Genomic DNA, 14,953 nt, shown 5'->3' with positions numbered 1-14,953 from the left:
CTTCCGATCAGACCATGCCCTCCTCGATCATCTTTTCCGCGATCTGGATGACGTTGAGGGCCGCGCCCTTGCGGATGTTATCGGAGACGATCCAGAAGTGCAGACCCGCGGGGATGTAAGGATCGCGGCGGATACGCCCGACGTACACGGGATCCTTGCCGTCGGCGTCGAGGCAGGTCGGATAGATCAGGTCGGCGGGATTGTCCATCACCACCACCCCGGGAGCGGCGGCCAACAGTTCCCGGACCCGATCCAGGGGAATGGGCTCTTCGGTCTCGATGTATACCGACTCGGAATGCACATTGAACACCGGCACCCGAACGGTCGTGGCCGCGACCATGATCTCGGGATCGTGGAGGATTTTTTTCGTCTCCCGGTCCATCTTCCATTCTTCGGAGGTGAAGTCATCTTCCGCGAAACCGCCGATCTGGGGGATGACGTTGAAGGCGATCCGGTAGGGATAGACCCGGGCTTCCACATCGCTTTCCCCCGCCAGAACCCGGGGGGACTGGGAGCGGAGTTCCTCCACGGCGTCCCGGCCCGAGCCCGAAACCGCCTGGTAGGTGGAGGCGATGATCCGCCGGATCCGGTTCTCCCGGTGGAGGGGGGCCAGGGCCGTGACCATCTGGATGGTGGAGCAATTGGGGCTGGCGATCATTCCCCGATGCCGCTGGATATCCTCGGGGTTGACCTCGGGCACGACCAGGGGAACCTCCGGGTCGAGACGGAAATCGGCCCCGTTGTCGATGGAGACGGCCCCGCGTTTCCGGGCCTCGGGCAGGTATGTTTTCGATGCTCCCTTGGCTCCCTCGGTTCCCGCGAAAAACACGAAATCAGCGCCGTCGAACTCCTCGGGGCGCCCTTCGGTCACCTGGTAGATCTTCCCGTTGATTTCTTCCTCCCGGGTGCTCCGGGCCAGGATTTTCAACTGGTTGATCGGAAACTGGCGCTGATCGAGAACCTTCAGCATCTCCGCGCCGACAGCCCCGATTCCCACCAAGACCACGTTGTAATCACTTCTCATCCGCCGCTCCTCCCGATCCGGTGGCGCCGATCTCCTCGACGACCATCCGGCCTACTTCTTGGGTTCCCTGTCGAAGCCGATCCATGCCTTCCCCCTCCAAACGGGGAGAGACCGCCAGCGCGGCGGCGTATACGAGTTCCCCCGCCCGCACCGCCTGGGGCAGAGCCCGGTTCCGGCCGGTCTCCTCCAGGAGCATGGCCATGGAAACGATCGCCGCCATCGGATTGGCCCGGTTCCGGCCGGCGATATCGGGGGCGGAGCCGTGAACCGGTTCGAACATGCCGACGCCGGAGGGATTGATGTTCCCCGAAGCCGCCATTCCCATCCCCCCCGAAACCGCCGCTCCGAGGTCGGTGATGATATCCCCGAACATGTTTTCCGTCACCACCACGTCGTAGCGCTCGGGCGACGTGACCAGGTACATGCAGCAGGCGTCGACGTGGTGATAGTTGCGCTCCACGTCCGGGTAGTCCCGTTCCCCGAGTTCTTCGAAGGCCCGGAACCAGGTGCCGCCGCAGTGGGTGAGGACGTTGGTCTTATGGACCAACGTCAGGCGCCCCGGTTTGCCGGCCTCCCGGCGGCGGCGGGCGGTGTCGAAAGCGTAGCGGAGACAGCGTTCGACGCCGAAACGGGTGGAAAGCATCTCCTGGGTCGAGACCTCCCGGGGCGTTCCCTCCCGGGCGGTGCCCCCCATCCCCAGGTACAGGCTCTCGGTATTTTCCCGGATCACCACCAGATCGATATCTTCGGGGCCTTTTCCGGCCAGAGGCGACGGCACCCCCGGGAAAAGCCGGACCGGCCGCAGATTGATGTACTGGTCCAGTTCGAAGCGCAGCTTGAGCAGCAACCCCCGTTCCATGATTCCGGGGGCCACCCGGGTGTGTCCGACCGCGCCCAGATAGATGGCGTCGAACCCGCGGAGAGTCTCGATCTCCTCCGGGGTCACGACGGGAATCGAAGGCCTCCGGGGGTCGCCGCCCCGCGCCAGGTAGTTGTCCCCCCCCAGGTCGAATTCGGCCAGGGAGTATTGCAGGCCCGTAGCCCCGGCGGCCGCCGCCAGCGCTCCCAGCCCCTGCTTCACCACTTCGGGCCCGATCCCATCGCCGCCGATAACCGCTATTCGAAGCGCGCTCATCCCCGTTCCTCCGCCAGGTGCTTTTTCATGTAGGGGATCAGGCCGCCCCGGGCGATCAGTTCCTGCATGAAGGGGGGGATGGGCGAACTCCGGTAGCTCTTGCCGGAAGACAGGTCGTTGACGGTCCCCGTCGTGGGATCGATCTCGATCTCGCTCCCCTCGGCCAGCAGTTTCCCGGCTCCCTCCAGTTCGAAGATGGGAAGCCCGGTGTTGAAGGCGTTGCGGTAGAAGATCCGGGCGAAGCTTTCGGCGACGACGGCGGCGATACCGGCCCCGGTGATGCTGAGGGGGGCGTGTTCCCGGGAAGAACCGCACCCGAAGTTTTTGCCGGCGACGATGATGTCTCCCGGGGAGACCGTTTCGGCGAAAGCGGGTCTGATATCCTCCATCAACTTGGAGCCGAGTTCGGCGGCATCGGTATGGATCAGATAGCGGGCGGCGATGATCTCGTCGGTGTTGACATCGTCCCCGAATACCCAGATTTTTCCCCTGATCTTCATGATTTCGCCCCCTTGCCGACGATTTCCCGCGGATCGGCGATCCGGCCGGCGACGGCCGACGCCGCCGCCACCGCCGGATTGGAAAGATAAACCTCGCTTCCCGGGTGACCCATGCGCCCCACGAAATTTCGGTTGGTGGTGGCGATCGCCTTCTCGCCGTCGCCCAGAATCCCCATGTGCCCCCCCAGGCAGGGGCCGCAGGTCGGCGGCGAGACCACGCACCCCGCCTCCACGAATTTTTCCAGAAGACCCTCCCGCAAGGCCTCCAGATAGATGGCCTGGGTGCCCGGAAAAATCAGCGTCCGGACCCCCGGGGCCACCTTTCTCCCGGCCAGGACGGCCGCGGCTTCCCGGAGGTCGTCCATGCGTCCGTTGGTGCAGGAACCGATCACGGCTTGATCGATCCGGACGTCCCCCAGGTCCCGGGCGGCCCGGACCCGGGAGGGAAGCGGCGGACACGCCACCAGCGGCTCCAGTCCGGAAACGTCGATTTCCATGATTTCGGCGTATTCGGCGTCGGCGTCCGAGCGGTATTCCGTCCAGGGCCGGTCGACGCGCCCGGAGACGTAGGCGCGGGTGATTTCGTCGGGCTCGATGATTCCTACTTTGGCCCCGGCTTCGATGGCCATGTTGCAGATGGTGAAACGGCCGTCCATGGCCAGGGCGCGGATGGTTTCGCCGGAAAACTCCATGGCTCCGTAGCGAACGCCGTCCACTCCCTTTTCCCCGATGATATAAAGGATGATGTCCTTTCCCCCCACCCAGGGATCCAGAGTCCCGGAACATTCGAACCTGACCGTGGCGGGGACCCGGAACCAGGCCTTCCCCCCCATCATCGCCGCCGCCAGGTCGGTGCTTCCCACCCCGGTGGCGAAAGCTCCCAGGGCCCCGTAGGTGCAGGTATGGGAATCGGCCCCGATCACGAGGTCTCCGGGCGCGACCAGCCCTTTCTCGGGCAACAGCGCGTGTTCGATCCCGGCCGGGCCCGTATCGAAAAAATTCACAAGCCCCTGTTCGCGGGCGAACGCACGCACCATCCGCGTGTTCTCGGCGGTCTTGATATCCTTGTTGGGAGTGAAATGATCGAAGACGATGGCGATTTTTTCCCGGTCGAAAACCCGCTCGACCCCCGAGTCCCGGAAGATCTCCACCGCCAGAGGGGCGGTGACGTCGTTGCCGAGGGCGAGATCGATCCCGGCCATTACCACTTCCCCCGGCCTGACTTCCCCGCGGCCGCAATGGGCCGCCAGGATCTTCTGCGCAATCGTCATTCCCATGGCAACGCTCCTTGGTGCCGGATAAAAAGGGAACTATAAATGAGGGCGGAGCGCGATTCAACCCAGATTGTGCCGGGCCGCCCGGCCGCGGCGGCGCCGACCGGCCCGCAACCGGTAGAATTGACTTGGGGGGGGCGGGCGACGGAGGTTAGACTCGGGGCCGAACCGAGGGCGGGAGCCCGCCCCGCACGGCAACCGGAGACCGGAGAAAATGACGAAGATCGAAAAGACCATCGAAAGCCGGGTGGTGTTTCAGGGGCCTTTTTTCCGAATCAAGGATCACTTGATCGAAGGAGCTCGGCAGCGCAGAACTCACCGGCTGGTGCTCGAGCACCCGGGCGCCGCCTGCGCCATCCCCGTACTCCCTTCCGGAGAAGTCGTCATGGTCCGCCAGTTCCGGAAGGCGATCGAATCCTTCACGCTGGAATTCCCGGCGGGGAAACTGGAAGCCGGGGAATCTCCGGAGGAATGCCTCCGCCGGGAGTTGGAGGAGGAGATCGCCTTTCGGGCCGAAACGATCCGACCTCTCATCAGCTACTACCCCGCTTTCGGCTACAGCAACGAGATCATACATATCTACATCGCCACCGGATTGCAGCCGATCGAGCGCCGCGGGGGGGACGAAACCTACCTGGAACCCGCAACCATGCCCTTCCCCGCGGTTCTGGAGATGATCGACCGGGGCCGGATCCGGGACAGCAAGACCATCATCGGAGCCTGGGCGGCGGCCCGGGGCGGGCTGTTAGGATAGGGAACTTTCCTCAGCCCAGCAGCCAGGCGCCCCCGAATGAAAGCGCGGCCGCGATCAGCGGCGTCGTCAGCCATCCCAAGAAGATATTGACCAGGGTCCGGCGGTTGACGGTCTTGGCGCCGTGGTAGAGCCCGACTCCGATCACCGCCCCCACCACCGCCTGGGAGGAGGACACCGGAACTTTCATCTGGGTGAAGATATGGAGAGCCAGGGAGTGGGTCAGGACCACCATCAGAGCCGAAAAAGGAGAAAGCGGCGTGATTTTCTTGCCGATGGTCAGCATCACCCTCCGGCTGTAGGTCAGCGCGCCGACCGCGATGCTGATCCCCCCGACGGTCGCGGCCAGGCGGGCCGCGCCCGGGGAACCGACCGCGCCGAACATCCCGGCATGGTAGTAGGGGGCCGTGGTGACCACGACGTTGTTGGCCCCGAGAGCGTAGGCCCCGTAGCACCCGAAGACGATGAGACCGCCGCGGATAAGCCGATCGCGCACACGGGGGCTCTTGACGGAGACGTTGAGCAGCCGGCCGAAAATTTTAAGCAAAGCCATGCAGAGAAAAACCGAAACGATGGGGTTGACGATCCAGCAGATCAGCATCGTCATGAACTTACCCCAGTCCACCGATCCGACACCGGCGCCGGCGACGGCGATTCCCATGAAGGCGCCGACCGCGGCCTGGGAAGTGGAGGTGGGGATGGAAAGATAGGTGATGAAGGTTACGGTCAGGGCCGCGGCCATGGTGGCGATCAAGGCGAGGGTGTCGGTGCATTGCTTGGAGAACTTCATCTCGTCGAAGAGCTTCGGCCCCTCCAGGATCGATCCGAAGACGACGAAGATCGCGATCAGGATCACCGCGGTCCGAAACCGGACCGAGTTGGTGGCGACCGCGGTCCCGAAGACGTTGGCGGAGTCGTTGGCGCCTATGCCCCAGCCGAGGAAGAGCCCCCCGAATATTTTCCCGGTGCTGAGAACTGTCGCCCACATCGTTATCGCTTCTCCGCTCGCTCCCTTCCGTATCCCCCGGACCGGGATGCTTTCACCCGCCGGAGCCGGGGGGCCAAAGTTTATTATTATATCCTGAAGCGGGGGGAGAAGCAAGATGGGAATGAGAAAAGACCGGTGCTCATCCCAGCGTGCGCTGGAGCGCGACCTCCTTGCAGTCGGGGAAATGGGGGCAGTCGAGGCAATCCCTCCATATCTTGTGCGGGAGCGCTTCCTTGGGGATCTCCTCGAAACCCAGCTTCCGGAAAAATTCGGGGACATACGTCAGGGTGAAGACGCGCGCGATCTTGTATGCCTCCGCTTCCTCCAGGCATTTATTCACCAGGACCCTCCCCCACCCCGTTCCCCGGAACTCGTCGGCGACGGCCAGCGACCTGATTTCGGCCATATCTTCCCAGCAGATATTGAGCGCGGCGCAGCCGACTATTTCCCCCCCGCGCTCCAACACCCAGAAATTTCTGATGGTGTCGTACAGGGCCGAGAGCGGGCGGGGCAGCATCCAGCCTTTTTCGGCGTAGAATTTGACCAGGTCCCGGATCCCCTGGGCGTCCGGGGGGAGGGCCTTCCTCAGTTGAATTTCCTTCACGTCTTCCTCCCCTTATTCCACGATGGTCACGCGCGTTCCCCGGGGAAGCAGGTCGAAGAGCAGCTCGACGTCGGCGTTGAGCATCCGGATGCACCCGGAACTGCTTTGCGTGCCTATCGTCTCGGGCTGCGTGGTCCCGTGAATCCCGAAAGTCGCATACGGTTCGCCGAATCCCAACCAGCGCGAACCCAGAATATTGCGGGGGTCGCCCGGCGGGATCTCCCCGTCCCGGCTGTACCAGACCGGATCGACGAGTTTGGTGACGATCTCGAATTCTCCGACGGGGCTGCTGCTGTCGCGGCCGGTGCCCACCGGGAAACTCATGAAAAAATCTCCGTCGCGGAGGAGGGTCAGGCGGTTTTCGGACTTGCTGGCGACCACGGAAAAAGTTCCCGGCGGAATCCGCAGGATCTGGCCCTCCCGGATCATGTCGCCGTTCAGCCGATTGACGCGCCGGAGCAGCTCCGGCGTGGTTTTAAAGACGGCGGCGAGCCCGGCCAGGGAATCGCCGGGGCGGACGCGGTATTCTTCGGCTCCTTTCCCCCGCAGAAGCGCCTCGAGGTCGAGGGCCCCCACGCTCTCGGCGGCGGCCGCGGCCTGAGGCGTCCCCGGAAAGGAATCCATGACCGAGCGGTATGCCTCGATCGCGTTTTCTCCGGCGGCGGCGGCCAGCTCGGCCAGTGCCAGAGCGGCGGCGGCGGCGGCGGGAGATCCGGGGGCGGCGGAGACGGCCTCGGCGAAGTGCCTTTCCGCTTCGTCTGCGTCGCCGGCTTCCCGGGCCGCCGCCCCCAAGCGTACAAGCGCCTCGCCGCGGATTTCCGCCGGGGAATCCGCCGCCAGTTTTCTCCAGATGTCAAGCCGACGGGCGGGTTCGATTCCGAGTTTTTCCCAGGAGAGGGCCAGCGCTTCGGCCACGGGCACCGAGGCATCGGGTCGGCAGGTTTCCAAAAGTTCGGCCGCCGCCGCGTAACGGCCGGCGGCGAAGAGGGAAAGACCTTCCCGCCTTCTCTCTTCCAGGTTCCCGGAGGAGAATGCCAGCACCCAGATCAGGACCGCGGCGGCAACCGCGGTCCCGGCCAGGATCGTAACCGCCTTGTTCACCCGCCCTCCCCCGCCTTTGCCGGACCCGCCCCCCCCTTGCCTTCGAAACCGTATGCAAAGTTGTAGACCACGTAACCCAGAAACCCGAGAAAGATTCCGATCCACCCCAGAACCAGCAGGAGAAAAATTCCCACCGCCACCGCGGTCAGGTAAAAAACCGGCTTGCGGCGGTTGAGCTGGAGGCTCCCCAACGCCGGAAAAGCGATCCGGCTCACCATCATGAAGCAGAGAAACCCTTCCAGGACGGGGAGGATGACCTTGCCGGCCTGCAGCCACCCCAATTTCTGAATGCTCATGGTGGCCGAAACCAGGAGCGCCGCGGCTATCGGACAGGGCATCCCCGAAAAATCGTCTTTTTCGTCCTCGCTGGTTTGAGTGTTGAAGCGGGCCAGGCGGATGGCGACAAAGACCGTATAAAGAAACGCCAGGCCGATTCCCAACCGCCCATGGGGGCCCAGCGTGTCGAGGGTGATCCGGTACGCCAGGAAGGAGGGAGCGACCCCGAAGGAGATGAAATCGGCCAGAGAATCGAACTGGACCCCGAAAGCGCTGGTGGCCCGGCAGAGACGGGCCACCAGCCCGTCGAAGAGATCGAGGATCATGGCCAGGAAGATCAGCCAGCCCGCCAGGTAGAGGTCCTCCGCCCGCTTCCCCGAAACCACCCGACAGAGAGCGACCGAACCGCAGAAGATGTTGGCGCTGGTGAAGAGGTTGGGGATGATGTACACCGTTTTCAAGGCAGGCGTCCGATGACGGTGATCCCCCCCGCGACCTTGCTCCCCGGCTCGACCGTGAGCATCGAACGGGGGGGGAGATACAGGTCCACGCGGGAGCCGAACCGGATCAGCCCGATCTTTTCACCCGCCTCCACGACCTGCCCGGGACGGCAGCGGCAGACTATCCTCCGGGCGATGATTCCGGCCACCTGCTTGACCAGGACCTTCGCCCCCTCCGCCTCGATTCCGATCAACTGGGCTTCGTTGAGTTCGAAGGCGTCTTCCAGGTACGCCCGGTGGAAACCGCCGCGGCGGTGCCGGAGAAATCCGACTTTCCCGGAGACGGGAGCGTAGTTGATGTGCTCGTCGGTGACGGACATGAAGATGCTGACCATCTTAGCCGATCCCCCGACGAACTCCGTCTCCTCCTCCTCCCTGACCACGATGACCTTGCCCGTCGCCGGGGAGACGATTTCGCCGGAGGTGAAGGCGACATCCCGGTTCGACTCGCGCAGAAACGCCGTCACTCCGAGCAGGAGCGCCAGAAAAACACCGGTAAAGACCCACAGCCAGGAACAGAGAACCAGCGCCAGGACGGCGAAGACCAGGGCCAGACCCCCCAGAACGGCGTCGAAACGGTAGGCTTCCCTGTCGATCCGGTATTTCATGGGCCCTCCTATTGGGTGGCGGTGAGCAGTCCGAAGAAGGTGATGATGTCCTGCTCCTCGATGAAGAGTCCGCCGCCGCAGTAAAGCGCGGGTTCGTCGAGGATGTTGTCAACCCCGGCGCGGACATAAAACCCCCAGAGAAAAAAGGCGGTGACGTAGCCGCGCATCAGAAACGGCTCGATATGCTCGTCCTTCTCGTGGGTCCAGACATCGCGGGCTTCGAGGGTGGCGACGATATCCCGCTGGTAGAGGCGGACATCGATCCCACCGCCGACCCGGCCTTCCAGCAGCCCTCCGCGGAGGGTGAGGACATCGTCGAAAAACCTGAAGCCGATCTGGGCGTCGAACTGATAATCGACGTCGTCCTTGACGTCGGCTTCGGTCCCCGGTCCGCTCAGCATCGTCACCGCGATCCGGTACATCTTGCTGGAGTTGGGCTCCACCTGGATAAACGCCTTGGTCAGGAGTTGCTGGGTGGAGACGTTGTAGTTGGCCTCGGCGCCCAGATAAACCTTGAGCATCTCGGCCTTGGCCATGAAGTTGGAGAGCTTGGTGGTGGCGTCGCGCACGGAAACCAGGGTGGTTTGAGCCTCGTCGTACATATCGGGCTCGTTGATCAGCTTGCCGATCGTCCCTTCCCCCTGGTTGATCTTGGCGGTTATCTCCTCGACATTGGCCAGGGTCTGCTTGAGGCGGGGAGCCGATTCCTTGAGGTCGGCCAGCAGGTCCGCGATCTTCCGGCGGTTTTCTTCGACGATGGCCCTGAGTTCGGCTATGGTGGCCTTGGCATCCTGATAGACGTCGTCTTCGTTGATCAACTTCCCCACCGTGCCCTGGCCCTGGTCGATTTTTTCGGCCACACTGCGCACGCTGACGAGAATTTCGTCCACCTTGTCTCCGGCTTCCCCCAGACTGGCCAGGGCGTCGGAAAGCCCCTGGCTGGGGAGCCCTTCGATCCGGGCCCCGGACGGGATGAATTCGCCCCCATCCTGCCGCCAGGTGACGCTGACCACCTTGCCTCCCAGCATGCCTACGTCCGCCACCCGAAATTCGGAACCGTAGGGGATGCGGTTCTCGGTGCGGACGGCCAGGGTGACCAGGATCCGGCCGTTGTCGAGCTTCATATTCTTTACCTCCCCTACCTCCATTCCCCCCAGGGTGATCGAATCCCCCAGTTCCAGCCCTCCCACCGAGTCGAAAACGACATCGAAGGTGTAATACTTCCGGAAGAGATTGACGTCCGTAAGCAGAACCGTGAAAACCCCCAGGATGCACAGGCCCAGGAAAAAGACGAACCCGACCTTTTTTTCCGCCGACAATCCCATAGCTCAACCGATCAGGGAAGGCATCCCGTGAATGAACTCCTGCACTCTCGGTTTGGTGGAGGCCCGGATCTCATCCGGGGTGCCGATTTCGATAATTTTGCCATTATAGAGCATGGCGATTCGGTCGCCAATCATATACGCGAGGTTCATATCGTGGGTGACGGCCACGCCGCTGAAGCGCAACCGGCCGCGCAGCGATTTGATCAACGCCCCGATTTTGGCCGAAAGCACGGGGTCGAGCCCCGTGGTCGGCTCGTCGAAAAGAATGATCCCGGGGTTGCGGACGATGGCCCGGGCCAGGCCGGCCCGTTTCAACATCCCGCCGCTCAGCTCGGGAGGCATTTTCCCCTCCACCCCTTCCAGATCCACCCAGCTCAAACGCTCCGCGATCACGGCGGCGATCTCGGCCGGAGAAAGAGAGGTGTGCTCCCGCAGAGGAAGCGCCAGGTTCTCGCCGATGCTGAGCGAATACAGCAGCGCGGCCGACTGAAACAGAACCCCGTAGTTTTTGCGGACCTCGTAGAGTTCCCTCTTGCCGGCCGCGGAGACGTCGACCCCGTCGACGATGACGCGGCCCCGGTCGGGTTTCATGAACCCGAGAATATGCTTGAGAATCACCGACTTGCCCTGACCGCTGCCCCCGATGATCACCAGCAGTTCGCCTTCTCCGACCCGGAGACTGACCCCGTCGAGAACCATATTCTCTCCGAAGCGCTTGTAGACGTCGTCAAGAACGATCATGTGCGTCTCCGCCGCGCCGCCATCAGTAGAAGAGCGCGCTGATGAAATAGTTGAACATGAGCACGAACATCAGGGACACGACCACCGTCCGGGTCGTGGAACGGCCCACGCCCAGGGCGCCGGCCTGGGTGGTGAGCCCCTGCTGGCAGGCCACCGACCCGATGATGATCCCGAAAACCGTGGTTTTCAGTATCCCCACCAAAATGTCCTTCATGACCAGGCTTTTGACCGCCCGGTCGAAAAAGGTGGAATAAGGAACTCCGATCTGAAGCCGGCCCACGATGGCGCCCCCGGAAATGCCGATGACGTCCGAGAACATAGCCAGGATCGGCATCATCAGGATCAACCCCACCAGGCGGGGCATCACCAGATATTTCACGGGGTCGATCGACATCGCCTCCAGGGCGTCGATCTCCTCGGAGACCTTCATCGTTCCCAGTTGGGCGGCCAGGGCCGATCCCACCCTGGCCGCCACGATGATCGCGGCGAAGACCGGCCCCATTTCCCGGCAGACCGAGACCGCCACGATGGTGCCGATGCTCTCCTCCAGTTGAAAATCGGCCAGGGCGGTGCCGGTCTGAAGAGAGGTGATCATCCCCGCGAAAAAAGCGACCACCGCCACCACCGGCAGGCTTTCCACCCCGCAGAACAGCATCTGCTCCACGATCAAGGCTCGATACCGCCACGCCTGACGGCTCCAGCCCAGCCCGCGACCGAGCATAAAGAGGGTCTGCCCCAACCCCTCCAACATCCTCAGGATCCCGGAACCGACAGCTTCGATCGCGCTCATGAGATCTACAATCCGGGGTTGGGCCCTGGTTCGAGTTCCTCGAAGACGTCCCAACCGGCGGGGACCTCGAGGGCGAAGACGCTTTCGGAAAGGTCGGTCTCCCGGTCCCAGTCAGCCACTTCCAGGCGCACGAGGGGGAGGCCGGGCTGCTTGATCCGCATCTCCCGCACCAGCCACGTGGCGGGATCGACCCGGGCTTCGATCCAGTCCAGGCTCACTTCGTCGGAATCCGGGGTGAGCCGTACCGTCAGGCTGCCGTCGGCATCCTCCTTCAACTCCCGGTTCATTCCCCGCACCAGCGACTGCACCGGCCCCGTCAGACCCCAGCTCAGTTCGTACAGGGCCCGTCGGCGGGCGCGTTCGTCGGGAAGAGCCGTCTGTTCCACGATCTCAAGATCGGGATGAAAAACCCAGAGGCGGTCGCCGTTGATCACGGCTTTTCTCGGCCGGGCTCCCCCCACTTCGACCCGGAGACGGTCGGGGGACCGGAAGAAGAGCCGAAATGTCTCCGCGGGACGGCCCGGATCCGACGGCACCGTCTTGACCACCTCGGTCGCCAGGGAAACCAGCGAGGAGCGCACGTCCTCCATTTTCACGATCACCCGGTCGACGTCCAACTCCCGCCCGGAAGGACGGGCGCGGTCGGCGGCGTCGCCGGCGTAACCCGGGGAAACCAGGCAGGAGCAGAGAAGGAAACAGTACAACCCGCTACCCCTCATTCCCGGGCTCCCGAGTGAGTATGGCCCGATAACAGAGACCCTGCCGGCGGACGACGTAACGCTCGAAGGGGGAACCGGTGAGGAGCCCGATCACCCGGGAGAGGGTTTTTCCACCGGGCAGAGGGAGGGGAAGGAACCCGTCCTCTCCCCTCTCCCGCGCCCTGCGTTCCCAGGCGGAAACGGCTTCGGGGCCAGGAACCGGAAGAAACCCGTACAACTCCGCTTCGCCGCCTTCAATCAGAAGCTCGTGAACCTGGCCGGGCAGATCCTTATCCAAGCAATCCCAGCCGACCAGAAACGAAACCGAACCGGGAGCGGCTTGCGCCGGGCGCAACACCGGAACGCTTTCTCCGAGCCGCGAGCGCAGAAAACCGTCCAGCTCCCGGTCCCAGCAGACCATCGGATCGGAAGCGCCCCGGCCGAGCACGGACTCGAGGATATCCATAAACGCGCTTTCCCTGAGCGTTTCCAGGGACATCGTTCCCTCCTCTGGTTCAACCGGCATTATATGCGCCCCAAGCGGCGGATCGAAACAAATTCCCGCCGCCGGCATGCCCGGGCTCCGCTTGACCGCCTCCGGCCGCCCTGTTAGTCTCCTGGCATGAGACGGCCGGCCCTCGGTATTGCCGCTTTTCTTTTGTTTTTTTCCCGCCCGGTACTCGGCCGGGATTCCAGCGCCCCGACAATCACCTTCTTCGGGGCGGCGGGCACCATCTTCGGAAGCTGCCACCTCCTGGATACCGGCAACGAAAAGGTCCTGCTCGACTGCGGCAACTTTCAGGAGGAAGAGGGGATGACCGCGGAAGACGCCGCCGCGCTCAACCGAGAGATGCCGTTTTCCCCCTCCGAGATCGACGCCGTCTTCATCACCCACGCTCACTCCGATCATATCGGGAAACTTCCCTACCTGGTCAAGCGGGGGTTCGACGGCCCGGTCTATTGCACCCCCGCCACCGCCGAACTCTCCAAGGTCATGCTCAAGCTCTATGCCTGGCTTAATTCCATGGGAGAAGGTCTTTACGACGAGTCCGACGCCGAAAAGGCCCTGGCCCGGATCCGGACCTGTTCCGAGGGGACCGCCGGCATCACCGGAGGGGGGACCGTCTTCACCTTCCTGGAAGCGGGCCATATCCTGGGCTCGGCCATGGTCGAATTGCGCTGGCGCTACCGCGGACGCGATTTCTCCCTCCTCTTCACCGGCGACCTCGGAAACCCCGATTCCCCCCTGCTCCGACCCACTTCGCCTCTTCCCCGCGTCGATTACCTGGTCACCGAATCCACCTACGGAGACCGGCGGCACGGGAACTTCGCCTCCGAGATCGATACCTTCCGAAACGTGATCAACGAAACCGTCAGCCGCGGCGGGATCGTCCTCATCCCCTCCTACATTCTCAGCCGAACGCAGAAGATCATCTATTTCCTCAACGAGCTCATCGAGGGCGACAATTTCGACGCCAGGTTCGACGTCTATGTGGACAGCGATTACGCCAACCGCGTCTCCGCCGTCTACCGACGCTATTCCTCCCTCTACGACGACGAATCCGCGGCCCTGATCGCCGCCCGCGACTGGCCCCTCTCCTTCCCGGGGCTGAAGGAGCGCAAGCCCGGGCCGAAGCTGCGGGGTCCGGCCGTGGTCATCGCCCCCAGCGGCATGGCCTCGGTAGGGAACATCACCCACCACCTCGTCCGCGAACTGCCCGACTCCCGCAATTCGATCCTTCTGGTCGGTTACCAGCCCGAGGGAACGGTGGGGAGACAGCTCCTGGACGGCCGCACCACGGTCGAGATCGCCGGGCAGAAGGTGCCGGTACGGGCACGGTCATACTATCTGGGGAGCTTCTCCGGGCACCCGGATTACGAACAGATCCTGGCCTGGATGGGCGCCGGGGAACGGCCGGGGGCGGTCTTCGTCGTCCATGGACAGCCCGGTTCCTCCGCCAACCTGGCCCGGCTGATCCGGGAGCGCCTGGGGGTTCCCGCGCTCGTTCCCGAACGGGGCCGGACCTACCTCCTGACGCATCCGGCCGGCTCCGCGGATTTCGACCGGAGCGCCCCGACCGGCGCGGAAACGGAAAAAGGCCCCGGGCCCACCGGCCCGGAGCCTCTAGCCCCTAGGGGAATCGAACCCCTGTCTCCAGACTGAGAATCTGGCATCCTAGGCCACTAGACGAAGGGGCCTCAGGCCTACCTCCGGAAGGACTCGAACCTTCAACAAACGGATTAAGAGTCCGCTGCTCTGCCAGTTGAGCTACGGAGGCGTTTTTCGGGCGCCAGTATAGTGGCGAGTCCGATCAATGCAAGGGAAAAATCCCCATGAAGGGTGAGCGAGGGGATTCGAACCCCCGACCACCTGGGCCACAACCAGGTGCTCTAACCAGCTGAGCTACGCCCACCATGACGCCGGCCCCGCCGGGGCCGCCGCACGCCCGGCAGGATTCGAACCTGCGACCTACGGATTAGAAGTCCGTTGCTCTATCCAACTGAGCTACGGGCGCAAGCATATGCGAAAGATCGGATAGCCGTGGTTATATACACCAGTCCCGCCGAGCCAGGCAAGCAATTCTTGGGGCCGGTTCCCCGCGGCCGCGGCCAACAGGAGTATTGCCTTCCCGGGGAC

Annotated in this window: 15 protein-coding genes and 4 tRNA genes; 1 reads left to right on the top strand and 18 read right to left on the bottom strand. The window is 63.6% G+C overall.

Annotated elements, in window-relative coordinates:
• Positions 1-7: 7 nt before the first annotated feature.
• Genes PLZ73_01030 through leuC form a run of 4 tightly spaced genes read right to left on the bottom strand, consistent with a single transcriptional unit; the run spans position 8 to position 3,936 of the window.
• A complete protein-coding gene (locus PLZ73_01030) occupies positions 8-1,024 on the bottom strand; it encodes an aspartate-semialdehyde dehydrogenase (GenBank protein HOO76451.1) in 1,017 nt (338 codons plus the stop codon).
• Positions 1,014-2,159: a 3-isopropylmalate dehydrogenase gene (locus PLZ73_01025; protein ID HOO76450.1), complete on the bottom strand. Its 1,146-nt coding sequence runs from the start codon at positions 2,157-2,159 to the stop codon at positions 1,014-1,016. Before PLZ73_01025 ends, PLZ73_01030 begins: the two co-directional genes overlap by 11 nt.
• Complete coding sequence (locus tag PLZ73_01020; GenBank protein HOO76449.1) at positions 2,156-2,659, bottom strand: 3-isopropylmalate dehydratase small subunit; 504 nt, start codon at positions 2,657-2,659, stop codon at positions 2,156-2,158. The genes PLZ73_01025 and PLZ73_01020 overlap by 4 nt, the downstream gene beginning before the upstream one ends.
• Positions 2,656-3,936: a 3-isopropylmalate dehydratase large subunit gene (leuC, locus tag PLZ73_01015; GenBank protein HOO76448.1), complete on the bottom strand. Its 1,281-nt coding sequence runs from the start codon at positions 3,934-3,936 to the stop codon at positions 2,656-2,658. The genes PLZ73_01020 and leuC overlap by 4 nt, the downstream gene beginning before the upstream one ends.
• Before the next feature lie 211 nt (positions 3,937-4,147).
• Here leuC and PLZ73_01010 point away from each other — a divergent pair, with 211 nt between their 5' ends.
• Positions 4,148-4,687 (top strand): NUDIX hydrolase, encoded by a 540-nt coding sequence (locus PLZ73_01010; GenBank protein HOO76447.1) that lies wholly within the window; start codon positions 4,148-4,150, stop codon positions 4,685-4,687.
• Positions 4,688-4,697: 10 nt separating this feature from the next.
• On the opposite strand, the gene PLZ73_01005 is transcribed toward PLZ73_01010, so the two are convergent.
• The 14 genes from PLZ73_01005 to PLZ73_00940 form a co-directional block, all read right to left on the bottom strand.
• Complete coding sequence (locus tag PLZ73_01005) at positions 4,698-5,672, bottom strand: inorganic phosphate transporter (GenBank protein HOO76446.1); 975 nt, start codon at positions 5,670-5,672, stop codon at positions 4,698-4,700.
• 139 nt (positions 5,673-5,811) lie between these two features.
• On the bottom strand, positions 5,812-6,267 hold the full coding sequence (locus PLZ73_01000) for an N-acetyltransferase (GenBank protein HOO76445.1): 456 nt from the start codon (positions 6,265-6,267) through the stop codon (positions 5,812-5,814).
• Positions 6,268-6,288: 21 nt separating this feature from the next.
• Positions 6,289-7,377, bottom strand: coding sequence for a L,D-transpeptidase family protein (locus PLZ73_00995; protein ID HOO76444.1), 1,089 nt, complete (start codon positions 7,375-7,377; stop codon positions 6,289-6,291).
• Positions 7,374-8,105 (bottom strand): CDP-diacylglycerol--serine O-phosphatidyltransferase, encoded by a 732-nt coding sequence (gene pssA, locus PLZ73_00990; GenBank protein ID HOO76443.1) that lies wholly within the window; start codon positions 8,103-8,105, stop codon positions 7,374-7,376. The genes PLZ73_00995 and pssA overlap by 4 nt, the downstream gene beginning before the upstream one ends.
• A 5-nt stretch (positions 8,106-8,110) precedes the next feature.
• Positions 8,111-8,761, bottom strand: coding sequence for a phosphatidylserine decarboxylase (locus tag PLZ73_00985; GenBank protein ID HOO76442.1), 651 nt, complete (start codon positions 8,759-8,761; stop codon positions 8,111-8,113).
• Between the two features lie 8 nt (positions 8,762-8,769).
• Entirely contained in the window at positions 8,770-10,086 is a 1,317-nt protein-coding gene (locus PLZ73_00980; protein HOO76441.1) for an MlaD family protein, read from the bottom strand.
• A 3-nt stretch (positions 10,087-10,089) separates the two neighbouring features.
• Complete coding sequence (locus PLZ73_00975; GenBank protein ID HOO76440.1) at positions 10,090-10,827, bottom strand: ATP-binding cassette domain-containing protein; 738 nt, start codon at positions 10,825-10,827, stop codon at positions 10,090-10,092.
• 22 nt (positions 10,828-10,849) lie between these two features.
• A complete protein-coding gene (locus PLZ73_00970; GenBank protein HOO76439.1) occupies positions 10,850-11,617 on the bottom strand; it encodes an ABC transporter permease in 768 nt (255 codons plus the stop codon).
• 5 nt (positions 11,618-11,622) lie between these two features.
• Positions 11,623-12,336 (bottom strand): outer-membrane lipoprotein carrier protein LolA, encoded by a 714-nt coding sequence (locus PLZ73_00965; GenBank protein ID HOO76438.1) that lies wholly within the window; start codon positions 12,334-12,336, stop codon positions 11,623-11,625.
• The gene (locus PLZ73_00960) at positions 12,326-14,014 is read right to left on the bottom strand and encodes a hypothetical protein (GenBank protein HOO76437.1); all 1,689 of its coding nucleotides are present in this window, start codon (positions 14,012-14,014) and stop codon (positions 12,326-12,328) included. Before PLZ73_00960 ends, PLZ73_00965 begins: the two co-directional genes overlap by 11 nt.
• Positions 14,015-14,441: 427 nt before the next feature.
• Positions 14,442-14,514 (bottom strand) — tRNA-Glu (locus tag PLZ73_00955).
• A gap of 7 nt (positions 14,515-14,521) precedes the next feature.
• A tRNA-Lys gene (locus tag PLZ73_00950) sits at positions 14,522-14,594 on the bottom strand.
• 61 nt (positions 14,595-14,655) lie between these two features.
• Positions 14,656-14,729: transfer RNA gene (locus PLZ73_00945), tRNA-His, on the bottom strand.
• Between the two features lie 28 nt (positions 14,730-14,757).
• Positions 14,758-14,831, bottom strand: a tRNA-Arg gene (locus tag PLZ73_00940).
• Positions 14,832-14,953: the final 122 nt, after the last annotated feature.

It is taken from the genome of bacterium, assembly GCA_035380285.1.
In the GTDB taxonomy this organism is placed as follows: domain Bacteria; phylum Auribacterota; class Erginobacteria; order Erginobacterales; family DAOSXE01; genus DAOSXE01.
The sequence above is the reverse complement of the archived record's forward strand: the minus strand, read 5'-3'. Positions and strand labels throughout refer to the sequence as shown.

What these genes read in the sequence shown, in the direction of transcription:
- PLZ73_00965 (HOO76438.1), bottom strand. Translation starts at nt 12,336, where the DNA reads ATGAGGGGTAGCGGGTTGTACTGTTTCCTTCTCTGCTCCTGCCTGGTT.
- PLZ73_01010 (HOO76447.1), top strand. Translation starts at nt 4,148, where the DNA reads ATGACGAAGATCGAAAAGACCATCGAAAGCCGGGTGGTGTTTCAGGGG.
- PLZ73_01025 (HOO76450.1), bottom strand. Translation starts at nt 2,159, where the DNA reads ATGAGCGCGCTTCGAATAGCGGTTATCGGCGGCGATGGGATCGGGCCC.
- PLZ73_01005 (HOO76446.1), bottom strand. Translation starts at nt 5,672, where the DNA reads ATGTGGGCGACAGTTCTCAGCACCGGGAAAATATTCGGGGGGCTCTTC.
- leuC (HOO76448.1), bottom strand. Translation starts at nt 3,936, where the DNA reads ATGGGAATGACGATTGCGCAGAAGATCCTGGCGGCCCATTGCGGCCGC.
- PLZ73_00985 (HOO76442.1), bottom strand. Translation starts at nt 8,761, where the DNA reads ATGAAATACCGGATCGACAGGGAAGCCTACCGTTTCGACGCCGTTCTG.
- PLZ73_00970 (HOO76439.1), bottom strand. Translation starts at nt 11,617, where the DNA reads ATGAGCGCGATCGAAGCTGTCGGTTCCGGGATCCTGAGGATGTTGGAG.
- PLZ73_01020 (HOO76449.1), bottom strand. Translation starts at nt 2,659, where the DNA reads ATGAAGATCAGGGGAAAAATCTGGGTATTCGGGGACGATGTCAACACC.
- PLZ73_00980 (HOO76441.1), bottom strand. Translation starts at nt 10,086, where the DNA reads ATGGGATTGTCGGCGGAAAAAAAGGTCGGGTTCGTCTTTTTCCTGGGC.
- PLZ73_00975 (HOO76440.1), bottom strand. Translation starts at nt 10,827, where the DNA reads ATGATCGTTCTTGACGACGTCTACAAGCGCTTCGGAGAGAATATGGTT.
- PLZ73_01030 (HOO76451.1), bottom strand. Translation starts at nt 1,024, where the DNA reads ATGAGAAGTGATTACAACGTGGTCTTGGTGGGAATCGGGGCTGTCGGC.